Here is a 25,434-nt window from a genome sequence, read left to right on the forward strand (position 1 = left end):
CCCTCTTTTACACCCAGACGAAAAGGCCGCTCATATTGAGCGGCCTTTTTGCTTTCGGAACTCACATTCCCCGGTATACCTCACGACGGAAGATCAATGGCTTCGGGCCATGATAGATCCCGAAACTGGCCAGCCCCCGACTCGCCTCCCGCCCCTTGCCCTGCCAGTCATACCAGAGCCATTCCGGCACATTTGGAAAGCCGATACGAGCTTCGCCGGTGGCTTCTGGCTTGGTAATGACCAGGCTGCCTTCATACCCCGTCTGTCCGCCATCGATCTGAAGGCTCTTACTCGCTAGGTTGCCCACCTGTTCGAATGCCTGCGCGTTCCCCCAAACCGAAGCACTGCAGGTATCACCGCCTTCAGGGAGAAAGATATTCGAGGCCTGCCAGGTCTCAATAACCCAGGGCAGGCTGAGGTCCTGCAACTCCGAGCCATGGCCGTTGCCGATGCGTAGCCGGCCCAGACGGAACTCGCTGTGGTCCAGCACCGCCTCGACTTCCTGGCAAGTGCTGCCGTTGCATACACCATCCCCATCGGTCAGCTGTTGCACAGTGAAGCGCAGGAGAACCTGGAATGGATGATCAGCGGCATCCGGTTGCGTAGCGAGACCGTAGCGTAGCCAATCCGCACCCCAGGTATAGGTCCGCTGCCCGTCACCGTCGTTATTCCCGCTCTCGCTGGGAGCGAGGTCTTTGATGGACTGCCAGGTCAGCGCCTCGGGGATGCCCTTTCCGTGGTCCAGTCGAGGGGCCAGGTCTGGATTCCCGCCAACCGCTAACCAACTCGGGGTCGGGCTACTAGCGAAGCCCCAGAAGCCATCGAAATCGTAGTTCTCGGTGGGGTACTCCACCCCGTCGACAACGCCGTAGCCGGTGATCGTCAGCGCAGGCGGCTTAGCCACGGCGACTGGCTGATCCTGATAGCTGAACACGCCGCACCCCGCGTTCAGCGCGCCCTCGATTGTTGCCTTCAGGTAACGAGGGATGAACCGCCCGATCGGAGCCGAATCGCTGGCTGGCACTGCCACGCCGAGATAGGGAGGCGGCTCGACTCGCAGGCGAAACACGCCAACCTCTGACAGCGCTACATCCTGGATAACAGCTCCATCCCAGTTTGCCGGCGAGCCGGATGGCAGATGATCGTAGCGCCCGTCTACCGGTGTGATTACACGCCCAGCCACCCCACCGATAACTGGAGAGGGGGCTTGGACCATCGGGCGTAGCTGCAGCTGATCCTGTCGATAGTTTCTGGTCGTGCTCGCCTTACAGAGCTCGCCATCGGCACGCCAGGCTACCGGTCTGATCGTTGTTGAAAATACCTGCCCAACCTTCCGGAACACATCGCAGCTGCTGTCTCCGGCCGAGCAGGTCTGCGATGGCTCGATGCAGAACCCCGCCGGTGCGGAAACGAAGTCATCGCTGCCGCTCATCGGCCCGCTGTCACCCTCCTCTGCGCTGCCCGGATAGTAAGCGTTGAGCAGCATCCGGCCGGTTTCGGCGTAGTTCACGTCGAGCGAGGTGGCGCCGTTCTGATTGAAAAGAAGCGCGAGCGACCGAGCCTCTGCAAAGTTCTGCCCGACCGATTCGGCATTCACCTGAACTGGTTTCGAGCTGTCCGACAGCTCGTTGACTGACGGGGTGACGAAGCTGCTCCAGAAACGCACCTCACGCGTAGTATCGGTGAACGCCGGCTCACAGCGTGGGCTTCCTTCGTCACCGACGTCGATGACAGCACGCATGGGCACAACCGACTGCCCGCGACCAGCCTGCATATCCGGAACATCGAAGATGAAACCGCTCTGTGCGAAGTGCAGCAGGCAGTCGGAAGAAAGCGGTGCATCGCCAATCCGGCAAAGTGTCGATCTAGAGGCATCGGGCTCTGAAGCCTCGACGACCAAAGGCATCTGCAGCTGCAGCCCCTGCAGCTGGAGGGTCCCGACTCCGTTCCTGAGCGTCTGCTGGTTGCCGCCGAGCCAGCCACCTCCTCCGAGCGCGACCGATACGTCGCCCTGGTAGGGCTGGCAGGCCCCGGGGGCTGCGTTGGTACAGGCCATGAGCGTAACGGTTTGGGGGCTGCAGGTATGTGCCAAGGCACTGGTGGAGAACTCGAAGTGATCAATTCCGATGACACCGCCGCACCAATGCACAGCCTCTCGCTGTGCGAGACGCTGCTCTGCCGTCCAGATAAGCTGCCCGAGGCGAAACTCATCAATCTTTCCACTAAACGACTCGCCTCCAACATTAGCGTCCTGCTCGTTGTCCGACGCTTGACCAGTGATAAATGCCGCAGAGATTCCTTGCTCACGAAGATCCTTTACCCACACCGAGCCTTCAATATAATTCCTCCAAACAAGGCGCTCTCTTTTTGACTTCAATTCAAGATCAAACCCAGCGTGCACCCAATCACCTGGTTCAATCGCATCCGACTCGACCGCCAGATACGACGCCCCAAAGATATCGTCTAGCAAATAATCGATTTTGGCGGTCAGAACCAACGTACCCGTGCTAGTCAGCTGCAGCTTATAGTTCGTACCCTTATCAACCAGCGTAACGGTCTTTTTTGGCAAGGAATCAATCTTCAACCAGAAGCTGGTACTCAGCTTGTCGGTGAAGTTCAGCGCCGAATCATGCGCGATGGATACTCGCCCATCATTGAACGCACCATACCGACAAGTCCCTTCCCCCTGCTGGTTTGTTGCGAGCGCCGGGTCAGCTCCGGCGGTAGTCGCCCCACCAAGCGCCTGGATGTCGAAGGCACCCCGCCCAGTGTTTGCCGGTACGCCCCAGCTCGCCTCGTCGAAGCGCAGGTAGAGAGGAATGTTCTCCGAATCCTGGCAAAGGTCGCCTCGGGCAAAGGCCGAGGCGCCCATCTCGTCGTAGGTGATGGCGACCTTGGCCTTGGTGTCGATGCTGCCTTCAGCTGTCAGGGCACCTTCGATACTGGTATTCGGATTGACGTCGACATCGCCGGTCACATACACCAGGGCATTGATGTCGTTATCGGTATCGATATCCAGATTGCCGCGCACGACAATCAGCAGGTCGGACGCGGAACCGTTCGGGTTGATCCTACTATGTGGCGCGAGCTTGAGATCGCCGTCAACGAAGAGCCGCACGGGCCGGCCTACCGTCACTGAGATTGTCTGTCCGTTTTCCAGCTTGCCGGCATTATAGAAATAATCACCTGCTGAGTTGTACGCCATGCCAAGGGAGGGAAAGGTGCTGTAACGATCGTGATCCATGAGGGACAGGTCAAGCGTAGCGCCGGTATTGGGCGTCGCATCCTTGGGAAAGACATTTGAGCAGAGCGCCGCCGACGCGGTTGGGCTGCCCAGACAGACAGTAGCAAGCAGGCAGAGCACCGCGAGCGACGATGCCCTCACCTGCACCCGGCTCGCCAGGATCCGCCAGCTGCCGCGCATTCTCTCGCGCATGTCAGTCATCCTTTTCCACCACGGCACTCAACTCCCGATATACATGATCTGGGCTGCCCGGCGAGGCGTACTGTGCGCTGGCCTGCAGCAAGATGAAGCGCAGGCTACGGTCTTCCTCGGGCAGCGATACGGCAGCAGCGGGCTTGTCGCACTTCACCTCTACCTTGAAACCCTCCAGCGTGAACTGGTCTTCACAAGAAAGATCCACCATCGTCCGATGGATCCCCCACTCAATCCCGGCCCGCGCCGCCTGATAGGCGCGGGCCTGCTGGATCGCCATGCTGCTGGTGGCGCTCTGGGTTTCGGACAGCCGCGCCATGGCCGCGACCGCGCCGGCGATGACGATAATGACGAACATCGCGGCGACCAGGCCGAAGCCCGTTTGGCGCCGATGTAGGCAGAACGAATCAGGGCGCATTATCGACCTGGACCTGCTGCAGAAGAGTGACGGTTCCGCCAGAGCCAACCAGCATCAGTTTGAGTGTGACCAGACCGTTGCGTGTGTTGTTGCCAGGTTCGTAGCTGAACTGGCTCCGGCCGCAATCGACACGATCGACCACCGTGGCGGCGCCGGAATAATCAGACGCGGCCAGTTCGTCGAATTCAGCGCGAACCAGCGAACCATTGCGGCACCGATAGCCGACGGCCCGGTCGGCCAGAAAAAACCGATGCTGCGGCGAGGCGAACTCAAAGCGGAAAGCCGAGAGATCCGCCTCAAGCACGCCGTTTTCCCAGGTGAAGGCCTTGGGTGAAACCGGCGAAACCGCTCCATCGATGGGCTCGGGCCGCCCGACGAGCGCGCCGGTGTTGTAGATGATCAGCCAGTGCTTGTTGCTCCCGCTATCTGCCAGCTCCATCGGGCTGAGGATATCGATCAAGCAGCGGCCGGATGCCTGCGTACAGGCCGGTGGGTCCTGACGTGGCCCATCGGGCATCGACAGATTGGCACGATAACGCCCCGCCGCCGCGATCGGGACTAGCCTGACTTCATCGCCCGTGTCGGCTACAAGGACGGAGTTTGGTACAGCTAGCCGAATGTCACGCGCCATTCGGTTGAGCGCTATCGCCGCCCGATCGGTCAGTTCGGCCCGCTGACTACTGTCGGCGAAGCCTTGCAACGGCCGCGACATAACCGTGCCGACCATCACCGCGACTACGCCGGCCAGCGCGATCACCATGATCAGCTCGACCAAAGTGAACCCATCGTTACTACCCGCGGCTTGCCCGAAGCCCAGACGGGAGAGAGCCGAGGCAGCGCCTGCGGACGTCACCTCTCGCTGACCATTGTGGCGAATCAGGGGCATAGGGAATTCCCCGAAGCGTCGTACTCGCCGTAGCAAGTGCGCCAACCGAAGAGCTGTAACGACTGGCTCTGCGGATCGGTAACCGTCACCTCGATGCGGGTGGCGTCAACACCGTTCAGCTTGGCAGCACCATCGACCGTCAGTGCGACCGAGTAGCCGACCAGCTCGGTAACCGGTTCGCCGGCAAGATTTCGGGGTGCAGCGGCCGATTGCGCCGCGCTGCTCAGCTGACCGTAAGGCAGCGCCAGCGCCGCCGACAGATAGCTTTCGGCGATCATTACGCTCTGCTGGCGCAGCAGCGGATCGGCGGAGCGTCCGGTGATGCTAGCCATAGCGGAAAACAATGCCGCTGCGGCGATGCCGATGATGACGATGGTGATGACCAGCTCGACCAGGGTCATGCCTCGTTGTGGTCGAATCACGGCTGATACCTCGGTCCCGTGGCGGGGCCGTAGGGTGGAAAACCGCGCAGCGTTTTCCACCGCGGGTTCGGATTGTGACCGATGGCATGAGGCACGTTCGTGGATGGGTGAAGCGTCATCCACCCTACGTTGAAGCCCGGTAGGCTGTGGTGGAGGCAAATGGCGGCGACGTTTAATGCGCATCGAAGCAATGACCAGAGCGTACCGCTTCGCAGGCTCAACCAACCTACGGTCCGGAATCGAGTCATCGTCCTACCTCGATAAAACCGGTGGCGGAGTGAACGGTGAAGGTGTGGCTGCCAATCGTGGCCATACACCGCCCGCTCGGGCAGGCTTCGTTTACGCTGCCGAGAGAATTGAAACTTATGGCGAGTGTTTTAGTGATAGCAACGCCAGCCGGCAGCGACTTAACGTAGTCGTTTCCGACAGACATGACACCGCAATCGCCGCCGCTGTAACTCAATGAATATCCAGAAGCATCGATTTGAAAGGCAATCGGGCAACCACTCGCCACAGCCAGTTTCTGCCCATAGCGAACAGTCGAGAGCGCTTCCTCGAAATAAAAGCGTTCATCGAAGACCTTGCGGTCGAAAAAGTGCGGTACGGCCACGGCGGAGATAATGCCGAGAATCACGATCACCATGATTAACTCGACGATCGTAAAACCGCGCTGTTTAACCATTAGCCGGCCCTTCTGCTCAAGCGCGTCGGAGGAGTGATTTATCTCGCCTCTAGGAATTAATGGCAACCCGGCAAAAGCCGGGTTGCGGAAGAGCATCGTAAGGCCGGCGAACCCCGTAGATCAAAGATGCGGGGGTTAGTTGGCCGAGCGCACCCACTCTACAGGCTTATTAATTGCAATTATTCGTAACCGCTTTAATATCAGGAACTTCACCCGAAGCTGTTGGCGCTGTATATGTCACAGCACATGTAGCCTGATTGCCCGCCGAAACTCCTTTGTGAGTGTAAGCGACTCCAGTCGTCGGCTGTGTTGCCAATAGAACGAAATCTCCGGTACTTGCAGTGACGTTTAGGCCGGATAGCTCAGCAATATCGTCCTCCTTCGGATAACCATTCACCAACGTAAACGTTTTCCCTTCGACGGAGATATCGTTCGTTGAACCATTCTTAGCGAGCCAAGAAGAGTGCGCCATCGCGGAAGCTGACTTCATCGAGCCATAGGCGGCCTGAACGGTAGCTCCACGCGCGTCCGCTCCCAAATCTACAAACTTTGGCAATGCAAACGCAGCCAAAATCCCCAAAACAACAATCACCATAATCAACTCGATCATGGTGAAACCGCTCTGTTGCTTCTTCATAGTTGTCGCTCCTTGTTGACTCAGTTGAATTTGACGAAGACTTCGCCGGTATTGGCGTTGTATTCGATGACGTCGTCACCGCCATCGAGGTTGTAGGTGTACAGGCAGCGGGTGCCGTTGGCCGTGGCGGTGAATGCCGGATTGGTGCCAGTCAGACTCAGGGAGGACGCCTGTAGCAGGTTGCTCCAGAGGTTGCGGCACTCATCGGCGGACATGCTGGCGCTGGCGAGCGGGGTTCCGCTGCGTTCCGTACCGATGGGCCAGCCGCTGGCGTTTACGTCCATCGCGCCGTTGCCGTAGCCCTGCACGTTGATCTGGCAGTTATCGGCTAGGCAGGCATTGCTGCCGCCGTTGCGGTTGAGTTCGTATTGGCCGCGCAACAGCGAGACGGCGGACGTCAGCGCACCGCCTGCGCTGCGCACGCTGGCGCGGTGGGCGTCCTTGGCCGAGTCGATGAAGTGTGGCAACGCCACTGCGGCAAGGATGCCGAGGATAGCGATGACCACAACCAGCTCAATCATCGTAAAGCCCTTGTTTCGCTGCATTCCGCTTGTCCGCTGTCGGTTTTCTGTCATCTGGTTACCTGTGAGTGGACACTCTGCAACCGCCGTGCCTGTCGGATCACGTCTGTAATCAAGTTGTTCGAAGCTCATCACCCCCTCCCCTGCGCCGCACTGCCCAGTTCCCACATCGGCAAAAACACACCGAGCGCCAACACCAGCACCATCACGCCCATGCAGACGATCAGGATCGGCTCGATGGCATCGGCCAGTTGCTTGAGGTCGTAGTCGACTTCTTGTTCGTAGAAATCAGCCACTTCGATGAACAGGTCGTCCAGCGCGCCGGTTTCTTCGCCGACGGCCATCATCTGCAGCACAAGCGGGGTGAACAGGCCAGAGTTGTGGGCCGAGCGAGTCAGGGCTTCGCCGCGTTCGACGCTTTCACGAATGCCGAGGATTGCCTCGCCGATGTGTCGATTTCCGACGCTGGCGCTGTTGATCGAGAGGGTTTGCAGCAACGGCACACCGGCGCGGTACATCATCGCGAAGGTACGGGTGAAGCGCGCCAGGGCGATGCGTTCGAAGATGCCGCCGACAATGGGCAGGCGCAGTTTGATGCGGTCCCACTGGAGTCGACCGGCATCGGTCTCGATCCATTTGAAGAAGGCGTAAAGTCCGCCAACGATGCCCAGCAGCAACAGCCACCAGTAGTCGCGCATGAAGTTGGAGGTGCCGATCAGCACGCGGGTGGCCCACGGCAGCTGCGCGTGGAACTGGGCGAACACCTTGGCGAAAGCCGGGATCACCAGCAGGTTGATCACCGCGAGCGCGACGCCCATGGCGACCATGACGAAGATGGGATAACGAGTCGCCTGCTTGATGCGCTTGCGGGTTTCGCGCTCCAGCTCGAGGTAGGCCGACAGCTGTTTGAAGGCCTGGTCGAGCTGGCCGGTGTTCTCGCCAACGCTGACCATACTGACGAACAGGTTGTTGAATACTTTGGGGTGGGCGTTCAGCGCGACGGCCATGGATTGGCCGCTCTCCAGGCTGGCACGCACGTCCTGCAGGATCTGCCGAAAGAACAGGTTTCGGTTCGACTCCGCCAGACCGCCGATAGCGCGGATGATCGGCACACCGGCCTTGCTCAGGCTGTACATCTGGCGGCTGAAGATGATCAGCTCATCGAGATCGACGCGCTTGCGCCGGAGCTTTTCGCGCAGCACCGCCAATGCATCACCGTTGCCGGCCTGACTCTCGCGGGCTTCGATGGTCAGCGGAGTGATCTGTCGTGACAACAACTCGCCCGCAACGGAATCGGCGCTGGCACCCTCGAGCGCCCCGCTAACTTTGACGCCTTGGGCATTACGGCCGGTGTAGCGGAAGGCAGGCATCAGATTTGCCATCCAAGTCTTGCGAGCAGCGCACCGCTCCGCGCGGACCGCCCGCCCCGAGGTGCATACACACCGACGCATTCACCAGCCTGGGATGACGAGCACAACGCATGCCAGCAAGCATCGACGCAATGCGCCGCCCTGCGCCCATGGATCGCCAGCAAGCTGGCTTCTACAGGTTGCGCGTGCGTCATGGTCGGTTCGCCTATGCCTTGCATGCGTCCATCGGCGCGAGCGTGCTCACGAACGTGATTAGCCGCAGCGCGCTCATGGCTCGCCAGCAAGCTGGCTCCTACTGTAGCGGTGCAGCGGCGTGGCGCAGCCCGGGCGTTCACACCGTCACCTCGTCATCCGCCAGGGTGGCGCACACCTTGAGCACTTCATCCACGCTGGTGATGCCAGCAATGGCGTAATCCAATGCACATTCGGCCAGCGGCCGGTAATGCGGTTGCTTGCGCGCGGCTTCGGCGAAGCCTTGCGGATCACCACGGCGCAGCGCGGCGATCATCGGTTCGTCGAGTTCGAGCAACTCGTAGACACCGATCCGGCCGCTGTAACCACTGTTGTGGCACTGGTGGCAGCCGCTGCCGCGACGGAAACGCTTGTCGGCCAGCGACCCGCCGTGCAGCGTTTCAAGCCAGACCAGCTGACGCGGATCCGGCTGGTGCTCTTCCTGGCAGTTTTCACAGACGCGACGAATGAGGCGCTGGGCCAGCACCGCGTTCAGCGCCGTGGCGACGAGGAAGGGCTCCACGCCCATGTCGATCAGGCGCATGGCCGATGTCAGGGCGTCGTTGGTGTGCAACGTCGACAGCACCAGGTGACCGGTCAGCGCGGCGCGCAGGCCGATCTCGGCGGTTTCCTGATCGCGGATCTCGCCGACCAGCACGATGTCCGGGTCCTGACGCAGTGCAGCTCGCAACACGCGCGCAAAGGTCAGATCGATCTTGGCATTGACCTGCACCTGATTGATCCGCGGCAGGCGGTATTCCACCGGATCTTCCACGGTGATGATCTTCTTCTCCGGGCTGTTCAGCTCGGAAAGCCCCGCATAGAGCGTGGTGGTTTTACCCGAGCCGGTCGGCCCGGTGACCAGCACCATGCCGTGGGGCCGTTGCAGCAGACGACGGAAGCGCTCAAGCATCGCCGCCGGCATGCCGGTGCCGTCGAGCTGAAACATCGCCCCGCTCTGGTCGAGCAGGCGCATCACCACCGATTCGCCGAACTGCACCGGCATCGTCGACACACGCACATCGAGGTTGCGGCCCTTCACCCGGATGTTGAAGCGACCATCCTGCGGCAAACGCTTCTCGGAGATGTCCAGGCCGGACATGATCTTCAAACGCATGACCAGCGCCGAAGCAACGCGATGCTCTTTCATCACCTGCTCGTTGAGTACACCGTCGATACGCTGACGGATCCGCACCACGCCTTCGTCGGGTTCGATATGAATGTCGGAGGCTTTCATCTGCACGGCATCTTCGAACAGCGTCTGCAACAGCCGCACCACGGGCGCGTCGCTATTGCTCTCAGCGCCGAGGCGCGACAAGTCGAAGTCGCTGTCTTGCAGTTCGCCTTCCAGCTCACCGGCCAGCGAGGCGATTTCGCTGGTGCGTCGGTAGAGCTGATCGAGCGCGCCCAGTAGCTCGCTTTCACGAACCACCGCCGGGAATACCCGTTTGCCCAGCAGCCGCTCCATTTCGTCCTGGGCAAAGAGGTCGAGTGGATCGGTCATGCCGACCAGCAAACCCTCAGCCTGGCGCGACAGCACGATGACGCGGAAACGCCGAGCCATTGCCTCGGGCAGACTCTGAGTCAGCTGATTGTCGAACTTGTAGTGTTTGAGCTCGACGAAGGGGATCTGCAACTGCTCGGAAAGCGCCCGAAGCAGGCGTCCTTCATCGATGAAACCGAGATCCAGTACCGTGCGGCCGAGCTTGGAGCCGGTCCGCTTCTGGTCCTGTAATGCGAGCTGCAACTGAGCGTCACTGATCAGCCCGGCCTGGACCAGGAGGTCGCCGAGGCGAATCTTGCGCTGGCGGATGTCCTGAGTCATTGCGTCCCTCCGAGGGAACCGGCACGTTCAGTGGCGAACTGACGCGCGCTTTCATCCAGGCCCTGCCCTTGCAATGCCTGGCGATAATGCCGACCGGCCTGTGCCGGCTGATCGAGTTGTTCCAGCGCGATGGCCAGGCCGAGCTGCCATGCGCCCTGCCCTGGTTGAATAGCGGTTAGCTGACGGTAGGTCGCAGCGCTTGCGGACCAATCGCCGACCTGTTGGTACAGCGCAGCAAGCAAGGCGTGATAGGCGGTGTTGCGCTGCAGTGCCGGCGCGTTCTGCTGCAACGTCGCGATGGCTGCGCCTTGATCGCCGAGTTGCAACTGGCCGCGCGCGAGCAGCTCACGCAGCTCGGCATCGAACGGGCGGGCCTGCAACTGAGCCGGCAGCCACTTCAGCAACGCGGCGGTATCGCCCGCGCCGAGGTAGGCACGAGCCAGCCAGCGGCTGATCTCTGCGCTGTCCGGTTGTGCCTGGTGCAGTGCCTGCAGCTGCCGAATAGCCGATAGGTGATCACCCCGACTCAGCGCGTCGCGGGCCTGCGCCAGTGCATCGGGCTGATGCGCACCGATCGTGATATTTCCAGCGCCTGCGGGAACAACGGGCTCTGCGGAAACCGCAGCACGGGGCACGGCCTTGGGCTCAAGTGTCGTTTTGGTGCGGGCTGGATCGTTGAGCGTTTCAGCCGGCTCGACGTCACGGGTCACCCAGTCCGGCAATTGCGCCTCGTCCATATCCGGCGACTCGGCAACCGGCATAGGTACCGATTGCGGGTCGGCATCAGCCGCACTGCCAAACGACACGTCCAGCCATAGCTGCGAGCGATCACCGATCGTTTCGAGGCGATCAGCCACGTTCAACTGATCACCGAAACCGATGATCAACACATTAACGTCGCCGTCCTGCGCCTCGACGCGCCAGGACAGCGTCTGCCCTTCTTTCTCGATGCGCCCGGTGCGGGCCTCGCCCTTGAACTGCACATCGCTGAGGCGGAAGCTGACCGAGCCGTTCGTATCGATTCGCTGGTAGCTGACGGATTGATCGAGTAGCAGCTGCAGGACGAAACGCCGACCATCATTCTGTGGCAACACCTCCAGCAGTCGCGTCAGCGCGACAGGCTCTGGCATCGGCGCAACTTCTACGACCGGTGGTGGGACAACGACGGGCGCTGCAGCCATGGGCTGCGCGGCCGGTTGCAGGCGCCCGGAAAGCAGGAACAGCGCAACGGCCAGCACCCCGATTGCGGCAACGATCAGCAGCCCGCGACGCAAGCGCTCATAGCCCTCACGCCGTTTCGAAGCGGCTTCGTCCACGGCATAAAGGCTACCCAGCTGCTCACGTTCGGCCGGCGCGGCGCGGCGCGCCTCAAGATCCCGCAGCATGTCATTGACCAGGCTCACGGCAGCACCTCGGTGAGTTGCGCCAGCCATGGCCAGGCACCGGCGATCAGTGCCAGCGACAGGCACCCAGCGGTCATCTTCCAGCCGAAAAGACGTGAGGTGTTTCGCCAGAACGGCTTCGTACCTTCGGTATCGTCCAACGCCCGGCGCACATGCCGCGCCAGGACCTGACGTGCCCCTTCACCGAACGCCACCATCAGGCATTTGTTCGCCAGGATGTTGAGCAATCTCGGAATTCCGCCACTGCCTCGCACCAGCAAACGTACCGCCGCAGGCTTGAACAGCGGCTCGCCCCGATAGCCCGCCACGGCCAGGCGTTCCTGCAGGTAGCGCGTAGCATCGCTCACATCTAGCGGGCGCAGGCTGTAGGAAAAGGTGATGCGCTGACGCAGCTGACGAAAGTCGTCACGGGCCAGGGTCGCGTCCAGTTCCGGCTGACCGAACAGCACCACCTGCAACAGCTTGTTGTGTTCGGTCTCGAGGTTGGTCAGCAAACGCAAGGCTTCCAGCGTCGCAGTCGGCAACGCCTGGGCTTCGTCGATCAGCAGAATGGTGCTCTTGCCCTGCGCGGCCAGCTCGATCAAGCGTGCGTGGAGGGCGTTGAGCAAGCCGTGGTTGTCCAGCTCGCTCGCCTCGGCAATGTGCAGTTCGTGCGCCAGGGCCTGGCGCAAGGCCATTGGCGTCAACGTCGGATTCGGCAACCAGGCGACCTGGTAGTGAGCGGCGTCCAGTTCGTTGAGCAGCGCGCGACAGAGCAGTGTCTTGCCCGTGCCCACTTCCCCGGTGACCTTGATGAAGCCCTCGCCCTCACCCAGCGCCACGCGCAGCAGATTGAGGCAGGCCTGATACGGCGCCAGCTGAACCATGAAGCCTGTGTTCGGTGTCAGCGCGAATGGCTTCTCGCGCAGGCCGAAAAATGCTTCGTACATACCGGCGGTTACCTGGTCGACCGGAAGGATTCGGCGGATTTACGCAGATCATCCAACCAGACCTGGTCGTCCACCACTTGTGGCCGCATGAGGATCACCAGCTCGGTCTGCAGCAGGGCTTTGCGTTGTTGCTGAAACAGCGTGCCCACTATCGGCAGCTTCGAGGCCCAGGGAATGTTTGCATCGGTATTGGTGTTGCGGTTTTCCAGCAGGCCGCCGATGACCACCACCTGACCGCTGCGGGCACGCACGATGGAATCGGACTGACGTGTAGTCGAGAGCGCCAGCGGCAGATTGAAGACATTGTCCGAGCCGCCCAGCTGGATGGTCTTGTTCTGGTCCTGCACGCGGCTGACGGTCGGGCGCACGTGCAGCGTGACCTGGCCGTTCTCATCGATCTGCGGGGTGACATCCAGCGATATGCCGGAGAAGAACGGGGTCAGGGTGATGTCCAGATCCGGTGCAGTGGTGCCGCCCACGAGCGACGTCGTGGTAGTCGAAACATCGGTTACGAAGAACTCGTCCGTGCCGACCTTTATGACCGCCTTCTGGTTGTTCAGTGTCGAAATCCGCGGACTGGACAGCACACGCACCTCGCCCTGGGTCTCCAGCAGTTGCAGCACGCCGCTGAAATCACCGACCTGCACGGCAGCACTGAACACACCGCCGACGCTGTTCGGCCCGCTCAGCGCGTCGCCCTGCACGCCGAGGCTGAAATCGGCATTGCCCATGCTGCCGAGCTGAGCCCAGTTGATACCGGACTGAAAGCCATCGGACAGATTCACTTCGAGGATCTTGGTTTCGAGGATGACCTGACGTTGCAGGTTGCGCTGCGCCAGGATCAGAAAGCGCTCTACAGCCTGCTGATCCGCGCTGGAGGCTCGCACCACAAGCAATCCGCTTTGCGGATTCACGACGACCTGATTGCCTTCTTCGCCGCCGATCATCATCTCGATCACGGCTCGCACTTCGCTCCAGAAGTCCACGTTGCTGGTGGTCAGCAACTGGCTGGCATTCACCGTCGAGGAGGTACTGCTGGTCGTGGTGCCTGCCGCGCCGACGCCGGTGCTATCGCTGCTGGTGACCTGACCCGAGCTTACGCGGGTGTCGGTCATACCCTGGCGCTGGACGTTCAGATAGTCGAGATCGTAGGTGCGGGTAATCGCCTCATTCGGCTGGATCTGATAGCCGTAGGCGGTACGCTGGTAGTCATAGCCGTAGCTATCCCGGACCGCCGCCAGGGTTTCTTCGAGGGTGACGTTACGCAGACTGAAGGTTACGTTGCCGGTCACGCCGGGGTGCACCAGCAGATTTTCCCCGGCGCTGTTCATCAGGCTGAGGAAAAACTCGCGGGCCGGCATGTCGCTGACGGCCACGTCGAAACGAGGCCCCGAGACGACGAGCTTGTCAGCAGCCAAAGGTGGGATCAGTCCCGCCTGCACCGAAACTGGCGGAACCACCTTCAGCTGGTTCTGTTCCAGGCTTTCCTCGAACAGGCGGTTGCTCTGCTCGTACAGACGTTGATCGCCGTCTTCGAAGGTCTGACAGGCAGAAAGCAGGCAGATCAGGCTCAACACGCCGAAGCGAGACATCTGGGTCGGCATCATGGCTGGGTACGGCTCGTTTGAATGATGGGGGCGCTGAGGTGCAGTTCTTGCTGCTGACCTTGGCGATCAATGAGGACGGCGTGCCGGTGAATTGCAAGGATGCGAACATCTCCCACGCGGTCTCCGACCTGCAGGCTGTTTCCGTTGATCACGGCGCTGGCACGCCCGGGGCCACGCAGGATCGCCTGCAGGTGCAAGCTTGCAGCCGCGTCTACCGGCGCATCACCAGCCACCCGCCCGGCTGGCGGTTGCGTGGGATCCAGCGCGACGACAGGCGCGGCGGCAAACAGCGAAGCCAGGCAGAGAAGTTTGACTGCAGTTCTAAACACCGACCCACCCCGCATCGCGACTCAAGGTATGCAAGTCGAGGGTGACGCGAGCCCGGCCAGCGCCCTCCTCACCGACTTCGTAGTTCAGGCTGTCCCAATGCAAACGCCAGCCACTCCCCTGGACGGCGTTGAGATAGGCCAGTAGATCGAAATAGCCACCTTCGAGGGTCAGACGCAGGCCATGGCGATAGAACACCACCGGTGGCGTCTTTTGCTCCTTGCCCTCAGCCGTTGCCGCAGCGGGCACCGCGAGCGGCCCGCTCGAACTTTCAAGGGCGACCAGTTTGAGCTGGGTCTGGTTACGCAACAGATCCTGCAGCAGCCCCTTCATCCGGGTCGGCGATACCAGCGTGCTGGTTTCCAGATCGATACGTTGCAGCAGCTCGTTATGGCTGACCTGTGCAGCCGCCAGTGCCTGCCGGTAGCTCAGGTTCGGATCGGCCGCAAGCTTGGCCTGAATTTCCAGCAGGCTGCTCTCAGCCGCAAGAAGACGGGTGTGCGCAGCCTGTTGCCGACTGGTTTCGGCGGCAATGCGCAGGCCCAGCGGCTCGGCGATCAACAACACGTAGAGCATGATCAGCAGCGACAGCCCCACCCCGAAGGTCAGCCATTGCTCGCGCGGCGCCAGCCCCTGCCAGTGTTGGATGAGCTTATTCATCGTCCGGCTCCGTCACGGCCTGGGAGGACAAGCGGAACTGCAGCAGATCGCTGTCGTCGCGCTGAAGATCGAAACGGGCGAACTCGCGTCCGCTGAACGCGCTGCTCTGACCCAAGCTCTGCAGATAAAGTGGGAGGAGTTCCTGATCCTGCGTCAGCCCCTGCAATGCCATTTCATCCCCGCCCGCCTGCAGGCGGATCCGGGTCAGCCAGAGCCCTTGCGGTGGGTGGCGATCAGCCAAGCCCTGCAGCAACCCCGAGAAGCCGCTGCTGCGCTGCGCATCCAGCGTTTTGAGGTGGTCGGCGAGTCGTTGCAGCTCGCGGTTCTCGGCTTCGCGCTCGGCCAACTGCAGCGGAAGCCGCGGGTCGAGCGTCGGCTCGCGAAAATCAGCCTTGACCACGTCTAGCCTGGCCTCTGCCTGCCCGGCCTGTTGTTCGGCGAGTACGGCAGCTTGGCCGGCGGTATGCAGCTTCCAACCCTGCCATGCGCCATGGATCGTCAGCACTGCGATAACCAGCGCGGCGCCCAACTGCATCTGCCTGGGGCGTGGTCCACCGCCGCTACGGCGTTCGCGTTGATAGAGGTTGATGTTCTGCATCAGCAAGCATCCTGACGCAGGGCGGCACCGACAGCGCCGATACAGAAGGCCTGGCTCGATTCGGCGAGGTCACCGGCCGGCTGCCCCGGGAACAGCTCACGCAGATCCAGCCGTTGCAGATTGACAGCCAGCCCGGCCGCCAGCGCCTGATGGGTCCGCTCACCGTCTTGTTTCATCGGCAACAGCAACAGGCGGCTGATATAGCCTTTACCCAACTGACTTTCGTAGTAGTCGAGCGAGCGCTGGATCTCCAGGGTCATGCTGGACAGATCCTGCTCGGCACGCGCCAGACCGTGTTCGATACGCCGTGCCATATACAGATCGGCACCGTTCTGTACACAGATCAAACCTTCGCTGGTACGTAGGCGCAACAGCGCCAAATTGATGGCATCGGCACCGGCCAGCAGCCCGAGGTTGCGAAAGGACATTTCAGTGATGTCGATGCTTGCCAGGGTCAGGCCGGCATGCTGGACGAGTGAGCGAAACTCAGTCATCCGGGACTTTTTCAGCACCACGCAATAGACCATGCGCGTGCGGCCACGATAAGCGTCCTCCGGAAGGCTAAAGCAATCGATGACAACGTCCTCAAGCGGCTCGCTGAGCAAGTCCTTGACGCGCCAGCGCATGGCGTCACGCAGCTCTTCAGCCGGTACCTCTGGCGCTTCAAGCAGGAACATCTGATAAGCCGAAGGGTGCAGCAGGAGATTGACCGACATACCGTTCAGGCCATGCTCGGCAACGGCTTGCTTGAGCAATTCAGCTTGCGCCTCCGGCTGACCCTCAAGGTAGTCGCAACGCAGCAACTGTGGTGTCTCGCCGTCAGCACGCTGAACCTGCGCGAGTGCGACGCCTTGCGGCCCGAACTCAAGACCCAGTAACCCCATTGCGGTGGCTTTGCGACGTTTGAAAAATAGCCCCATCAGGGAAGGCACTCCTGCCGCTTCGCGACCTGCACAACTCTAAAACACGAGACGGAACACACGCACCTAATCTGATATCAGATTGCCATCTATATAGGAAGCCTAACAAAAAGCGTTATCTAGTCCAATCACCGACACCTCTGCTCTTCACGATGAGGCGTCAAAAACCTTCAACCGTATCGGCCACTGCTGCCCTTCAGTTAGGCCACTCGTCGCCAGTGCGCGTCTGAACAACCCGCGCCGGAAAAGTGGCAGCTTTGGCCACGCCGCAACAGCTGAAGCAACAGACGTACCAAAAAGCAGGATGGACATTGACGGATGACCAACGGACGGCGATCAGAACAACCGCAACTGCTCAAAGCCGCTTCGCAGGTCGATCAAACGAACCCCGACGCCAATCAACCGCACCGGTCGCTTGCCACGGGCAAAGGCGCCCGCCAGGAGGTCGGAATAGTCTTCAAGCTCAAGCCCAGCGCCGGACTGTTCGAGGGTCGTCTGGGTGAAGTCATGGAACTTCAACTTCACGAAAGGCTTGCCGGGCCGGTAGCCGTTATCGAGTCGCGCCATCCTGCCGGCGAGCTGCTCGAGCAACTCCGGAAGTCGCTCAAGGCAGGCGGCAAGGTCTGGCAAGTCGCGCTCGTAGGTGTTCTCGACACTGACCGACTGGCGCCGGCTCTCGACCTGAACCAGGCGCTCGTCGACGCCATGCGCCAGCCCCCACAGTCGCTCACCGAACGAGCCGAAGTCCCGAACCAGATCAAGGCGCCTCCAGCTGCGCAGATCAGCGCAGGTGTGAATACCCATGCGCTTCAGCTTCTCCGCCGTCACCCGGCCGACACCATGGAGTTTGGTGACCGGCAGAGCGAGTACGAAATCATCCACCTGATCCGGGGTGATCACGAACAGACCATCCGGCTTGTTCCAGTCGCTGGCGATCTTTGCCAGAAACTTGTTAGGCGCAACGCCTGCTGAAACCGTGATGCGCAGCTGCTGCCAGACTCGCCGACGGATGTCCTGTGCAATGCGCGTGGCGCTGCCGGCAAAATGCTCGCAGCCACTCACATCGAGAAAAGCCTCGTCGAGCGACAAGGGTTCGATCAGATCGGTGTAGGTTCGGAAAATCCCGTGGATTTCGCGTGAAGCCTCCTTATAGGCATCCATCCGCGGCCGCACGATCAGCAGATCCGGGCAGAGCTTCAGCGCATGACCGGAGGCCATCGCGGAGCGCACGCCGTATGCGCGAGCTTCGTAGTTGCAGGTGGCAATAACGCCACGTCGATCAGCCAAGCCACCAACCGCAATGGGCCGGTTGGCAAGACTGGGATCGTCGCGCATCTCGATCGCGGCATAGAAGCAATCGCAATCGACATGGATGATTTTTCTGGACGGGATAACGGTAAGAAACTCGTGACTGGACTAAACCGCCGCTTCCCTTGAACAACTCCATCAAGAGCGAAGCGGGCCGCGCGACATTATGGCCGATCCGGGTCGCCCCGAGGATATTGCGAGGATGAGTGGATAAGCGAGCCGACGACTCGAGGCAGTCACTTTTCCGGAACCTCTTGGAACCGGCGCCTACCTGGAAATTCGCTGCATTTACTCAACCGAACGAACCATTCGGGCGGCAAACCGACCAGAGGTAAAACGAACGAAAGCGCGGTGCTAGAGGCCGCGCTAACGCTTGCAAGCCTGGGCCAATGCGGCTTCCCACGAACAATTCCCGGGCCACCGAGTCGGAATTTAAGAGGTAGAGCAGCAAACACTTCCAAGCTACCCGGAGGATTACCGATGAAGACCTTGAGTATTGCCACTGCCCTTTTCACCAGCCTGCTTGCGACTGGAGCAATGGCCAATCAGGAAGCCATGCAGGACGACGAAGACCTTGGCTTGTCAAGCACCGCCCAGGGCAGCGCAATGAATGAAAACCACCAGCGCGCCAATACGGCGAACATCAATAATGACCCTAAGACCCTCAAGCAGAAGATGGAAAACGAGGTGCAAGACGACTGGCGCGGCGATGCCGAGGAGCGCCGCGAGGCAGACGTCAGCAAGCCGGAACAGCGCTGATCACAAATGGGGTCAGAGTTCGAGGGGATAAGGCTGCACCAGCGCCTTGCCATACCCCTCGACAAACTCGCCCGGCATGCGCTTGGGCTTGCCGGTAGACAACTGAATGCAGACGAAGGTGGTTTGCGCGCGTAGCAGCGTCACCCCGTCCGCCGGCCGGATCAGCTGGAAATTACGTTTCATCTTCAGTCGCTGATCGGAGTCCACGATCCAAGTGCCGAGCTGCAATTGATCGCCCTGATACGCAGCAGCCAAGTAGTCGATTTCGTGTCGCAGTACCGCCATCGCTCGATCAAGCCTGCGGTAGTCGCCCAGCCCAAGCCCCAGATACTGCGAATGCTGCCAGGCGCAAGTTTCCAGCCAAGTCACATAAACCGCATTGTTTGCGTGGCCGAGCTCGTCGATATGCTCGGATTGCACGTCAATATCGATGACGAATGAGTCAGCCTGGTCCCAGATCATGCGTACCCTCGCTGTGCAGTGCGCCGCAGATGCGGCCGAATCGCCTATTGGAAGCCACCCGCCGCCCGATTGTCACGCATGCGGGCCGCATCTATGGCCCACCATTCAGCATGCCAGACCATGTCGCCCTGATGACGGCGCTCAAATTGCGGGCAAAACAAAAAGGGTCATTTCGTTAGAAATGACCCTTTGATGCCCAAAACGGGCAAAAAAAATGGCGTCCCCTAGGGGACTCGAACCCCTGTTACCGCCGTGAAAGGGCGGTGTCCTAGGCCACTAGACGAAGGGGACGAAACCTTCGATGAACAGACCGTAACCGCCACGACCTGTCGTGGATTGGTGGAGCTAGACGGGATCGAACCGTCGACCTCTTGCATGCCATGCAAGCGCTCTCCCAGCTGAGCTATAGCCCCGGATTTAATGTCTCTCGACTCGCCCCGCTCTCGCGTTGCGATTTTGAATAATGGCGTCCCCTAGGGGACTCGAACCCCTGTTACCGCCGTGAAAGGGCGGTGTCCTAGGCCACTAGACGAAGGGGACGCAAAGCCCTTCAAAGGCAACCGGCGTGAACCGGTGTGGCAATCGAGATTGGTGGAGCTAGACGGGATCGAACCGTCGACCTCTTGCATGCCATGCAAGCGCTCTCCCAGCTGAGCTATAGCCCCATCTCGAGGACGGGGCGCATATTAGGTGCGGCCTCTCGGAGTGTCAACGATATTTTTGCCTGACCCCGAAGATTTTTTGGCATCAGAACAAATACTTACCGGCGACGAGTGGCAAACGCTGGACGGCTGCGGGACGGCGCCAACCGCGTCCCGAGAAGCCATCGCGGATCAAGCCATCGCGGCGAAGAGCTTTTCCCACTCTTTCACTTCTTTCTTCGAAGCGCCGCCCAACAGCTCCAACGCCTGGCGCAGACGGAAGCGGGTCAGGTCGGGCCCGATGATCTCCATGGCGTCGAGCACCGACACGGAGCTGGCCTGGCCGGTGATCGAGGCGAACATCAAGGGCATGACATCGCGCAGCTTCAATTCGAGATGCGCCCCAACCGCCTGGATGCATTCGGTGATGCGTTCCTTGTCCCACTGTCGCAAGGCTTCCAGCTTCCACAGCGTCAGCTGCAATACCTGACGGACCTGAGTGGCATCGAGCTTCTTGTGCTCGAACAATGCTGGATCAAGGTTCAGCGCGCCGGAAAAGAAGAAGCCAGCCAATGGCGCGATCTGGCTGAAGATCTCGACGCGCTGCTGCACGTGGGGCGCGATCTTCATCATGTACTCGGGGTTGAACGCCCATCTCTGCACCTCGGCTGCGAACTGCTCGACTGGTAGCTCGCGCAGCCACTGGCCGTTGAGCCAGGACAGCTTTTCGACATCGAAGATCGGTCCACCCAGCGAGACGCGATTGATGTCGAAGTGTTCGATCATTTCCGCGAGCGTGAATTTCTCGCGCTCGTCCGGCATCGACCAGCCCATGCGGCCCAGGTAGTTGAGCATCGCCTCGGGCATAAAACCCATGCGCTCGTAGAAGGTCACCGAAGTGGGATTCTTGCGCTTGGAAAGCTTGCTCTTGTCCGGGTTGCGCAGCAGTGGCATGTAGCAGAGCTGTGGCTGTTCCCAACCGAAATATTCGTAGAGTTTGATCAGCTTTGGCGCCGACGGCAGCCATTCCTCGCCGCGCAGCACATGGGTGATGCCCATCAGATGGTCGTCGACGACATTGGCCAGGAAGTAGGTCGGCAGGCCATCAGCCTTCATCAGTACCTGCATGTCCATGCGATCCCAGCTGATTTCGACCGTGCCGCGGAGCATGTCGTTGACCTGGCATATGCCCTCGCTTGGCACCTTCATGCGGATCACGTGCGACTCGCCCGCCGCAATGCGCTGCTGCGCGGTTTCGGCCGGGATGTGCATGCAATGCCCGTCGTAGCGCGGCGTTTCCTTGTTGGCCATCTGCTCGGCACGCACCTGATCCAGGCGCTCGGCACTGCAGAAGCACGGGAACGCATGTCCCTTGGCGACCAACTCGTCCGAATACTTCTTGTAGATCTCGCCGCGCTCGCTCTGCCGATACGGACCGTGTGGACCGCCCACGTCCGGGCCTTCGTCCCACTCGATGCCCAACCAACGCAGCGCGTCATAGATCTGCTGTTCCGACTCGCGCGTGGAGCGCAACTGGTCGGTGTCCTCAATGCGCAGGATGAACTGGCCGCCGTGCTGGCGTGCGAAGCAGAGATTGAACAGCGCGATATACGCGGTGCCGACATGCGGATCGCCGGTAGGGGATGGTGCGATACGGGTGCGAACGGTGGTCATGATGTTCTCGAATCAAGGCACAGGAAGACACGGCAGCTGCGATAGCCGGTTCGGCCGGCTGAGTCAGCGCGTGTAAAGGCGCGATGTTAACAGGCGCGCATCCACCGGCTCCACCAGACGGCCTTCCGCAACTGGCAACGACTGCATCAGAAAATCAAGAAACGCCTTGACCTTCATCGCCTGAAAACGTCGCGAGGGATACACCGCGTACACCTCGCCGATCGGCAGATCGACATCTGGAAGAAGCTCGACCAGATGACCTTCACGCACCTCCTGGTCGGTGATCATGGTCGGTAGCGCCGCGATGCCCGCGCCGGCCAGTGCAGCCTCGCGGGCAAAGGTGATGTTGTTGCAGGTCAGCACTCGGCGGCAGCTGACGTTCTGTTCGAGGATCGGCCAGTAGCGTACCGGGTCGCGCGACAAAGTGATCGCGCGGTGGCTGGCGAGATCCTCCGCCCGAGTGGGCACGCCATGCTGGGCCAGATATTCCGGACTGGCGCAGAGTCTCCGCCGGGTCTCGAAGAGCTTGCGCCCGATCAAACTGGAGTCCTGGGGTTGTCCCACCGAGATGACGATGTCGACACCCTCCTCTACCGGGTCGACGTGCCTCGATGCCAGTTCCACTTCGGCATTGATCTCCGGATACAAGCGCATGAAATCACCCAGCACTCGACCCAGGATCCACTGACCGAATTCGATCGGCGCGGAGATTCGCAGCAGCCCGGCTGGCGCCTGCTGCAATTGCATGACGGCCTGCTCGGCTTCGGCGAAATCGACCATGATCTGCCGACAGCGCTCGTAGTAGGCCTGCCCCACTTCGGTCAGCCGCAAGCGGCGCGTGGTGCGGTTGATCAACCGCACGCCTAACCGCTCTTCGAGCTGGACGATACGACGGCTTACCGTTGACTTCTGCATGGCCAGGCTCGAGGCCGCCTGGGTAAAACTGTGGCACTCGACCACACGAGTGAAGATCAGCGCGTCATCCAAACCCATTGCATTGTTCCGTATTTGCAACAAAGTTTCGCAATTGTAACGGGTTATTACTCAAGCGGAACGCTGCTAGATTGCCCGGCTAACTCCGCCAACGAGCGACCCCATGCCCGCCCAGCTGAAACGCCGATTGATCATCTTCGTTGCCCTTGTACTGCTGATTGCAGCCGGGTTCTTCGCTCAGTGGTATTTCGCTGGTCGTCATTACGAACACACCGACAACGCCTATGTACAAGGTGAAATCACACGGATTTCCAGCCAGCTCGCCGCGCGTATCGAACAGGTCCACGTGCAGGATAATCAGCATGTGCAACCAGGTGATTTGCTGGTCAGCCTTGAACCAGGCGACTTCCGCCTCGCCCTGGAACAGGCCAGGGCCAACCTGGCGATTCGTGAAGCTGAACTCACCCAGGCACGCAGCCGCCTGGCGCAGCAGAGCAGCCTGATAGCCGCCAGCCAGGCATCGGTTGGCGCGGCTCAGGCAAATCTCGAACGCAGCCAGACGGATCTGTCGCGCGTCGAAGCGCTACGAAAGCCCGGCTTCATCTCGGAAGAACGCGTCACCACGCTGTCTGCCGACGCAAAGGTCGCCCGCTCGCAGCGACAGAAAGCCGAAGCCGACCTGGCAGCGCAACGCCAGCAGGTCGACGCGTTGGAAGCGGACGTCAAACGTCTGGACGCGCAAATTGGCAGCGCTCGAGCCGAAATCGAGCAAGCCGAGCTGAACCTGGGCCGTACGGAAATTCGCTCGCCGATCAGCGGGATCGTCGGGCAGCGTTCGGCGCGCAACGGCCAATACGTGCCGGTCGGTGCCTACCTGATGTCGATCGTTCCCGACGAGGAAATCTGGGTGCAGGCCAATTTCAAGGAAACCCAGATCGGCCGGATGCAGGTTGGACAAAACGCCGAACTGACCTTCGACACCTACCCTGACACGCCCATCGATGCCCGCGTCGAAAGCCTGTTCCCCGCCTCCGGCGCGCAGTTCAGCCTGCTGCCCCCGGACAATGCCACCGGTAACTTCACCAAGGTGGTGCAGCGCATTCCGGTCAAGCTGACCTTTGCCAGCGATAACCCGCTAAAGGGCCGTATCCGCCCCGGCATGTCGGTGGACGTGAAGATCGACATCCGTGGCCGCTGATGCCCTGATCCGGCCGGTCGGCGAGCCTAGCCGACGCGACTGGATTGCTGTGATGAGCGCCATGCTTGGCGCCTTCATGGCGGTACTGGATATCCAGATCACCAACTCTTCGCTGAAGGACATCCAGGGCGCGTTGTCCGCCACGCTGGAGGAAGGCTCCTGGATCTCCACCTCCTATCTGGTAGCGGAAATCATCATGATTCCGCTCACCGCCTGGCTGGTGCAGCTGCTCTCTGCGCGGCGCCTGGCGGTCTGGGTATCGATCGGTTTTCTGATCTCGTCATTGCTCTGTTCCTTTGCCTGGAACCTGGAAAGCATGATCGTGTTTCGCGCACTACAGGGTTTCACCGGCGGCGCGCTGATCCCGCTGGCCTTCACCCTGACGCTGATCAAGCTGCCGGACCATCATCGCGCCAAGGGCATGGCGCTGTTCGCTATCACCGCGACCTTTGCCCCCTCGATCGGGCCCACGCTGGGCGGCTGGCTCACCGAAAGCTGGGGTTGGGAATACATCTTCTACATCAACGTGCCGCCCGGGCTGCTGATGATCGCGGGCCTGCTGTACGGTCTGGAGAAAAAGCCGCCGCACTGGGAACTGCTCAAAAGCACGGACTATGCGGGCATCGTCACGCTGGCGATGGGGCTGGGATGCCTGCAGGTGTTTCTCGAAGAAGGACATCGCAAGGACTGGCTAGAATCGACCCTGATCGTCCAGCTGGGCTCGGTGACAGTGGTCAGTCTGATTCTTTTTGTGATCCTGCAGCTGTCGCGGCCCAACCCGCTGATCAACTTGGGAATCCTGCGTGAGCGCAACTTCGGCCTGACCAGCATCGCCAGCCTGGGCATGGGGCTCGGGCTTTATGGATCGATCTATCTGCTACCGCTGTACCTGGCGCAGATCCAGAACTACAACGCGCTGCAGATCGGCCAGGTCATCATGTGGATGGGCATTCCGCAGCTGTTCCTGATTCCACTGGTGCCCAAGCTGATGAAGATTATTCCGCCAAAGCTGTTATGCGCGGCAGGCTTCGCGCTGTTCGGCATCTCCAGCTTTGCCTCCGGCGCACTCAATCCGGACTTTGGCGGCGACCAGTTCCATCCGATCCAGATCATCCGAGCGCTCGGCCAACCAATGATCATGGTCACCATCTCGTTGATCGCCACGGCCTACATCCAGCCGCAGGATGCCGGCTCAGCGTCCAGCCTGTTCAACATTCTGCGCAACCTCGGCGGCGCGATTGGCATCGCTTTGTTGGCGACGCTGCTGGACAGTCGCGCGAATATCTATTTTGACTATCTGCGCGAGTCGGTGGTGCCGAGCAACCCTGCTGTTGCGGAGCGGCTGAGCGCCCTGACTCAGCAGCTGGGCAGCGAGCAAGCCGCACTGGGGCGGATCAGCGAGATCACCCATCAGCAGGCGATGATCATGGCGTACAACGATGCCTTCCACTTCGTCGGCATCGCGCTAGCAGTCAGCATGGTTGCTGTGCTGCTGACGCGGCGGCTGCCTGACGACATCAAAGGTGGCGCGGCCCACTGAGGCCGGAAAGTGGTATTTCGCCAAGCGTCTCGGGTGAAACTCGCCCT

Annotated in this window: 23 protein-coding genes and 4 tRNA genes; 3 read left to right on the top strand and 24 right to left on the bottom strand. The window is 60.8% G+C overall.

All coding sequences use genetic code 11. The annotated features are described in order from the left end of the window. Positions 1-61 precede the first annotated feature (61 nt). From ACQKIK_RS01285 to dinB, 17 genes are all read right to left on the bottom strand, one after another. Positions 62-3,436, bottom strand: coding sequence for a DUF6701 domain-containing protein (locus tag ACQKIK_RS01285; RefSeq protein ID WP_499134486.1), 3,375 nt, complete (start codon positions 3,434-3,436; stop codon positions 62-64). A gap of 1 nt (position 3,437) precedes the next feature. Beyond that, positions 3,438-3,794: a pilus assembly protein MshP gene (locus ACQKIK_RS01290; protein ID WP_499134487.1), complete on the bottom strand. Its 357-nt coding sequence runs from the start codon at positions 3,792-3,794 to the stop codon at positions 3,438-3,440. Positions 3,795-3,843: 49 nt separating this feature from the next. Next, complete coding sequence (locus ACQKIK_RS01295) at positions 3,844-4,740, bottom strand: prepilin-type N-terminal cleavage/methylation domain-containing protein (RefSeq protein WP_499134488.1); 897 nt, start codon at positions 4,738-4,740, stop codon at positions 3,844-3,846. Then, positions 4,731-5,162 carry a prepilin-type N-terminal cleavage/methylation domain-containing protein gene (locus ACQKIK_RS01300; RefSeq protein WP_499134489.1) on the bottom strand — a complete coding sequence of 144 codons (432 nt, stop codon included), beginning with the start codon at positions 5,160-5,162 and terminating at the stop codon, positions 4,731-4,733. Before ACQKIK_RS01300 ends, ACQKIK_RS01295 begins: the two co-directional genes overlap by 10 nt. A gap of 244 nt (positions 5,163-5,406) precedes the next feature. Next, positions 5,407-5,940: a pilus assembly FimT family protein gene (locus tag ACQKIK_RS01305; RefSeq protein WP_499134491.1), complete on the bottom strand. Its 534-nt coding sequence runs from the start codon at positions 5,938-5,940 to the stop codon at positions 5,407-5,409. Between the two features lie 73 nt (positions 5,941-6,013). Next, a complete protein-coding gene (locus ACQKIK_RS01310) occupies positions 6,014-6,481 on the bottom strand; it encodes a type IV pilin protein (protein WP_499134492.1) in 468 nt (155 codons plus the stop codon). A gap of 20 nt (positions 6,482-6,501) precedes the next feature. Beyond that, a complete protein-coding gene (locus ACQKIK_RS01315; RefSeq protein WP_499134494.1) occupies positions 6,502-7,026 on the bottom strand; it encodes a prepilin-type N-terminal cleavage/methylation domain-containing protein in 525 nt (174 codons plus the stop codon). A gap of 107 nt (positions 7,027-7,133) precedes the next feature. Then, positions 7,134-8,372 (bottom strand): type II secretion system F family protein, encoded by a 1,239-nt coding sequence (locus ACQKIK_RS01320; RefSeq protein WP_499134495.1) that lies wholly within the window; start codon positions 8,370-8,372, stop codon positions 7,134-7,136. Between the two features lie 331 nt (positions 8,373-8,703). Next, complete coding sequence (locus ACQKIK_RS01325; protein ID WP_499134496.1) at positions 8,704-10,428, bottom strand: GspE/PulE family protein; 1,725 nt, start codon at positions 10,426-10,428, stop codon at positions 8,704-8,706. Beyond that, positions 10,425-11,831, bottom strand: a complete 1,407-nt coding sequence (locus ACQKIK_RS01330) for a tetratricopeptide repeat protein (protein ID WP_499134497.1) — start codon at positions 11,829-11,831, stop codon at positions 10,425-10,427. The genes ACQKIK_RS01325 and ACQKIK_RS01330 overlap by 4 nt, the downstream gene beginning before the upstream one ends. Beyond that, positions 11,828-12,760 (bottom strand): ExeA family protein, encoded by a 933-nt coding sequence (locus ACQKIK_RS01335; RefSeq protein ID WP_499134500.1) that lies wholly within the window; start codon positions 12,758-12,760, stop codon positions 11,828-11,830. Before ACQKIK_RS01335 ends, ACQKIK_RS01330 begins: the two co-directional genes overlap by 4 nt. A gap of 8 nt (positions 12,761-12,768) precedes the next feature. Beyond that, on the bottom strand, positions 12,769-14,367 hold the full coding sequence (mshL, locus tag ACQKIK_RS01340; RefSeq protein WP_046161867.1) for a pilus (MSHA type) biogenesis protein MshL: 1,599 nt from the start codon (positions 14,365-14,367) through the stop codon (positions 12,769-12,771). Further along, entirely contained in the window at positions 14,364-14,696 is a 333-nt protein-coding gene (locus ACQKIK_RS01345) for a Type II secretory pathway component (protein ID WP_499134501.1), read from the bottom strand. Before ACQKIK_RS01345 ends, mshL begins: the two co-directional genes overlap by 4 nt. Then, positions 14,689-15,354 carry a type II secretion system protein M gene (locus ACQKIK_RS01350; RefSeq protein ID WP_499134502.1) on the bottom strand — a complete coding sequence of 222 codons (666 nt, stop codon included), beginning with the start codon at positions 15,352-15,354 and terminating at the stop codon, positions 14,689-14,691. Before ACQKIK_RS01350 ends, ACQKIK_RS01345 begins: the two co-directional genes overlap by 8 nt. Next, a complete protein-coding gene (locus ACQKIK_RS01355) occupies positions 15,347-15,952 on the bottom strand; it encodes a PilN domain-containing protein (protein ID WP_499134503.1) in 606 nt (201 codons plus the stop codon). The genes ACQKIK_RS01350 and ACQKIK_RS01355 overlap by 8 nt, the downstream gene beginning before the upstream one ends. Next, positions 15,952-16,872, bottom strand: a complete 921-nt coding sequence (locus ACQKIK_RS01360) for an MSHA biogenesis protein MshI (protein WP_499134505.1) — start codon at positions 16,870-16,872, stop codon at positions 15,952-15,954. The genes ACQKIK_RS01355 and ACQKIK_RS01360 overlap by 1 nt, the downstream gene beginning before the upstream one ends. A 336-nt stretch (positions 16,873-17,208) precedes the next feature. Then, on the bottom strand, positions 17,209-18,264 hold the full coding sequence (gene dinB / locus ACQKIK_RS01365) for a DNA polymerase IV (RefSeq protein WP_045428591.1): 1,056 nt from the start codon (positions 18,262-18,264) through the stop codon (positions 17,209-17,211). A 396-nt stretch (positions 18,265-18,660) separates the two neighbouring features. Here dinB and ACQKIK_RS01370 point away from each other — a divergent pair, with 396 nt between their 5' ends. After that, positions 18,661-18,939: a hypothetical protein gene (locus ACQKIK_RS01370; protein WP_045428593.1), complete on the top strand. Its 279-nt coding sequence runs from the start codon at positions 18,661-18,663 to the stop codon at positions 18,937-18,939. Between the two features lie 12 nt (positions 18,940-18,951). On the opposite strand, the gene ACQKIK_RS01375 is transcribed toward ACQKIK_RS01370, so the two are convergent. From ACQKIK_RS01375 to ACQKIK_RS01405, 7 genes are all read right to left on the bottom strand, one after another. Beyond that, positions 18,952-19,401, bottom strand: a complete 450-nt coding sequence (locus ACQKIK_RS01375) for an acyl-CoA thioesterase (RefSeq protein WP_463287566.1) — start codon at positions 19,399-19,401, stop codon at positions 18,952-18,954. Between the two features lie 215 nt (positions 19,402-19,616). Next, positions 19,617-19,692: transfer RNA gene (locus tag ACQKIK_RS01380), tRNA-Glu, on the bottom strand. A 46-nt stretch (positions 19,693-19,738) separates the two neighbouring features. Further along, positions 19,739-19,814: transfer RNA gene (locus ACQKIK_RS01385), tRNA-Ala, on the bottom strand. Positions 19,815-19,865: 51 nt separating this feature from the next. After that, positions 19,866-19,941: transfer RNA gene (locus tag ACQKIK_RS01390), tRNA-Glu, on the bottom strand. A 49-nt stretch (positions 19,942-19,990) separates the two neighbouring features. Beyond that, positions 19,991-20,066 (bottom strand) — tRNA-Ala (locus ACQKIK_RS01395). Between the two features lie 168 nt (positions 20,067-20,234). After that, positions 20,235-21,716 carry a glutamate--tRNA ligase gene (gltX, locus tag ACQKIK_RS01400; RefSeq protein ID WP_499134506.1) on the bottom strand — a complete coding sequence of 494 codons (1,482 nt, stop codon included), beginning with the start codon at positions 21,714-21,716 and terminating at the stop codon, positions 20,235-20,237. A 63-nt stretch (positions 21,717-21,779) separates the two neighbouring features. Next, positions 21,780-22,709 (bottom strand): LysR family transcriptional regulator, encoded by a 930-nt coding sequence (locus tag ACQKIK_RS01405; protein ID WP_499134507.1) that lies wholly within the window; start codon positions 22,707-22,709, stop codon positions 21,780-21,782. Positions 22,710-22,812: 103 nt separating this feature from the next. Between ACQKIK_RS01405 and ACQKIK_RS01410 the strand changes: the two genes are divergently transcribed. Further along, positions 22,813-23,847, top strand: a complete 1,035-nt coding sequence (locus ACQKIK_RS01410; protein WP_499134508.1) for an HlyD family secretion protein — start codon at positions 22,813-22,815, stop codon at positions 23,845-23,847. Beyond that, positions 23,837-25,387 (top strand): MDR family MFS transporter, encoded by a 1,551-nt coding sequence (locus tag ACQKIK_RS01415; RefSeq protein ID WP_499134510.1) that lies wholly within the window; start codon positions 23,837-23,839, stop codon positions 25,385-25,387. Before ACQKIK_RS01410 ends, ACQKIK_RS01415 begins: the two co-directional genes overlap by 11 nt. Positions 25,388-25,434: the final 47 nt, after the last annotated feature.

Origin of the sequence: Pseudomonas sp. NPDC047961 (assembly GCF_050272435.1) — a bacterium.
Lineage (GTDB): Bacteria > Pseudomonadota > Gammaproteobacteria > Pseudomonadales > Pseudomonadaceae > Stutzerimonas.

Bases quoted from the DNA above. Each gene is read 5' to 3' on its own strand.
- ACQKIK_RS01310 (WP_499134492.1), bottom strand. From the start codon at position 6,481: ATGAAGAAGCAACAGAGCGGTTTCACCATGATCGAGTTGATTATGGTG.
- ACQKIK_RS01335 (WP_499134500.1), bottom strand. From the start codon at position 12,760: ATGTACGAAGCATTTTTCGGCCTGCGCGAGAAGCCATTCGCGCTGACA.
- ACQKIK_RS01410 (WP_499134508.1), top strand. From the start codon at position 22,813: ATGCCCGCCCAGCTGAAACGCCGATTGATCATCTTCGTTGCCCTTGTA.
- ACQKIK_RS01355 (WP_499134503.1), bottom strand. From the start codon at position 15,952: ATGCAGAACATCAACCTCTATCAACGCGAACGCCGTAGCGGCGGTGGA.
- ACQKIK_RS01405 (WP_499134507.1), bottom strand. From the start codon at position 22,709: ATGGGTTTGGATGACGCGCTGATCTTCACTCGTGTGGTCGAGTGCCAC.
- ACQKIK_RS01285 (WP_499134486.1), bottom strand. From the start codon at position 3,436: ATGCGCGAGAGAATGCGCGGCAGCTGGCGGATCCTGGCGAGCCGGGTG.
- gltX (WP_499134506.1), bottom strand. From the start codon at position 21,716: ATGACCACCGTTCGCACCCGTATCGCACCATCCCCTACCGGCGATCCG.
- ACQKIK_RS01320 (WP_499134495.1), bottom strand. From the start codon at position 8,372: ATGCCTGCCTTCCGCTACACCGGCCGTAATGCCCAAGGCGTCAAAGTT.
- ACQKIK_RS01315 (WP_499134494.1), bottom strand. From the start codon at position 7,026: ATGCAGCGAAACAAGGGCTTTACGATGATTGAGCTGGTTGTGGTCATC.
- ACQKIK_RS01350 (WP_499134502.1), bottom strand. From the start codon at position 15,354: ATGAATAAGCTCATCCAACACTGGCAGGGGCTGGCGCCGCGCGAGCAA.
- mshL (WP_046161867.1), bottom strand. From the start codon at position 14,367: ATGATGCCGACCCAGATGTCTCGCTTCGGCGTGTTGAGCCTGATCTGC.
- ACQKIK_RS01290 (WP_499134487.1), bottom strand. From the start codon at position 3,794: ATGTTCGTCATTATCGTCATCGCCGGCGCGGTCGCGGCCATGGCGCGG.
- ACQKIK_RS01295 (WP_499134488.1), bottom strand. From the start codon at position 4,740: ATGCCCCTGATTCGCCACAATGGTCAGCGAGAGGTGACGTCCGCAGGC.
- ACQKIK_RS01305 (WP_499134491.1), bottom strand. From the start codon at position 5,940: ATGCTCTTCCGCAACCCGGCTTTTGCCGGGTTGCCATTAATTCCTAGA.
- ACQKIK_RS01370 (WP_045428593.1), top strand. From the start codon at position 18,661: ATGAAGACCTTGAGTATTGCCACTGCCCTTTTCACCAGCCTGCTTGCG.
- ACQKIK_RS01325 (WP_499134496.1), bottom strand. From the start codon at position 10,428: ATGACTCAGGACATCCGCCAGCGCAAGATTCGCCTCGGCGACCTCCTG.
- ACQKIK_RS01375 (WP_463287566.1), bottom strand. From the start codon at position 19,401: ATGATCTGGGACCAGGCTGACTCATTCGTCATCGATATTGACGTGCAA.
- ACQKIK_RS01360 (WP_499134505.1), bottom strand. From the start codon at position 16,872: ATGGGGCTATTTTTCAAACGTCGCAAAGCCACCGCAATGGGGTTACTG.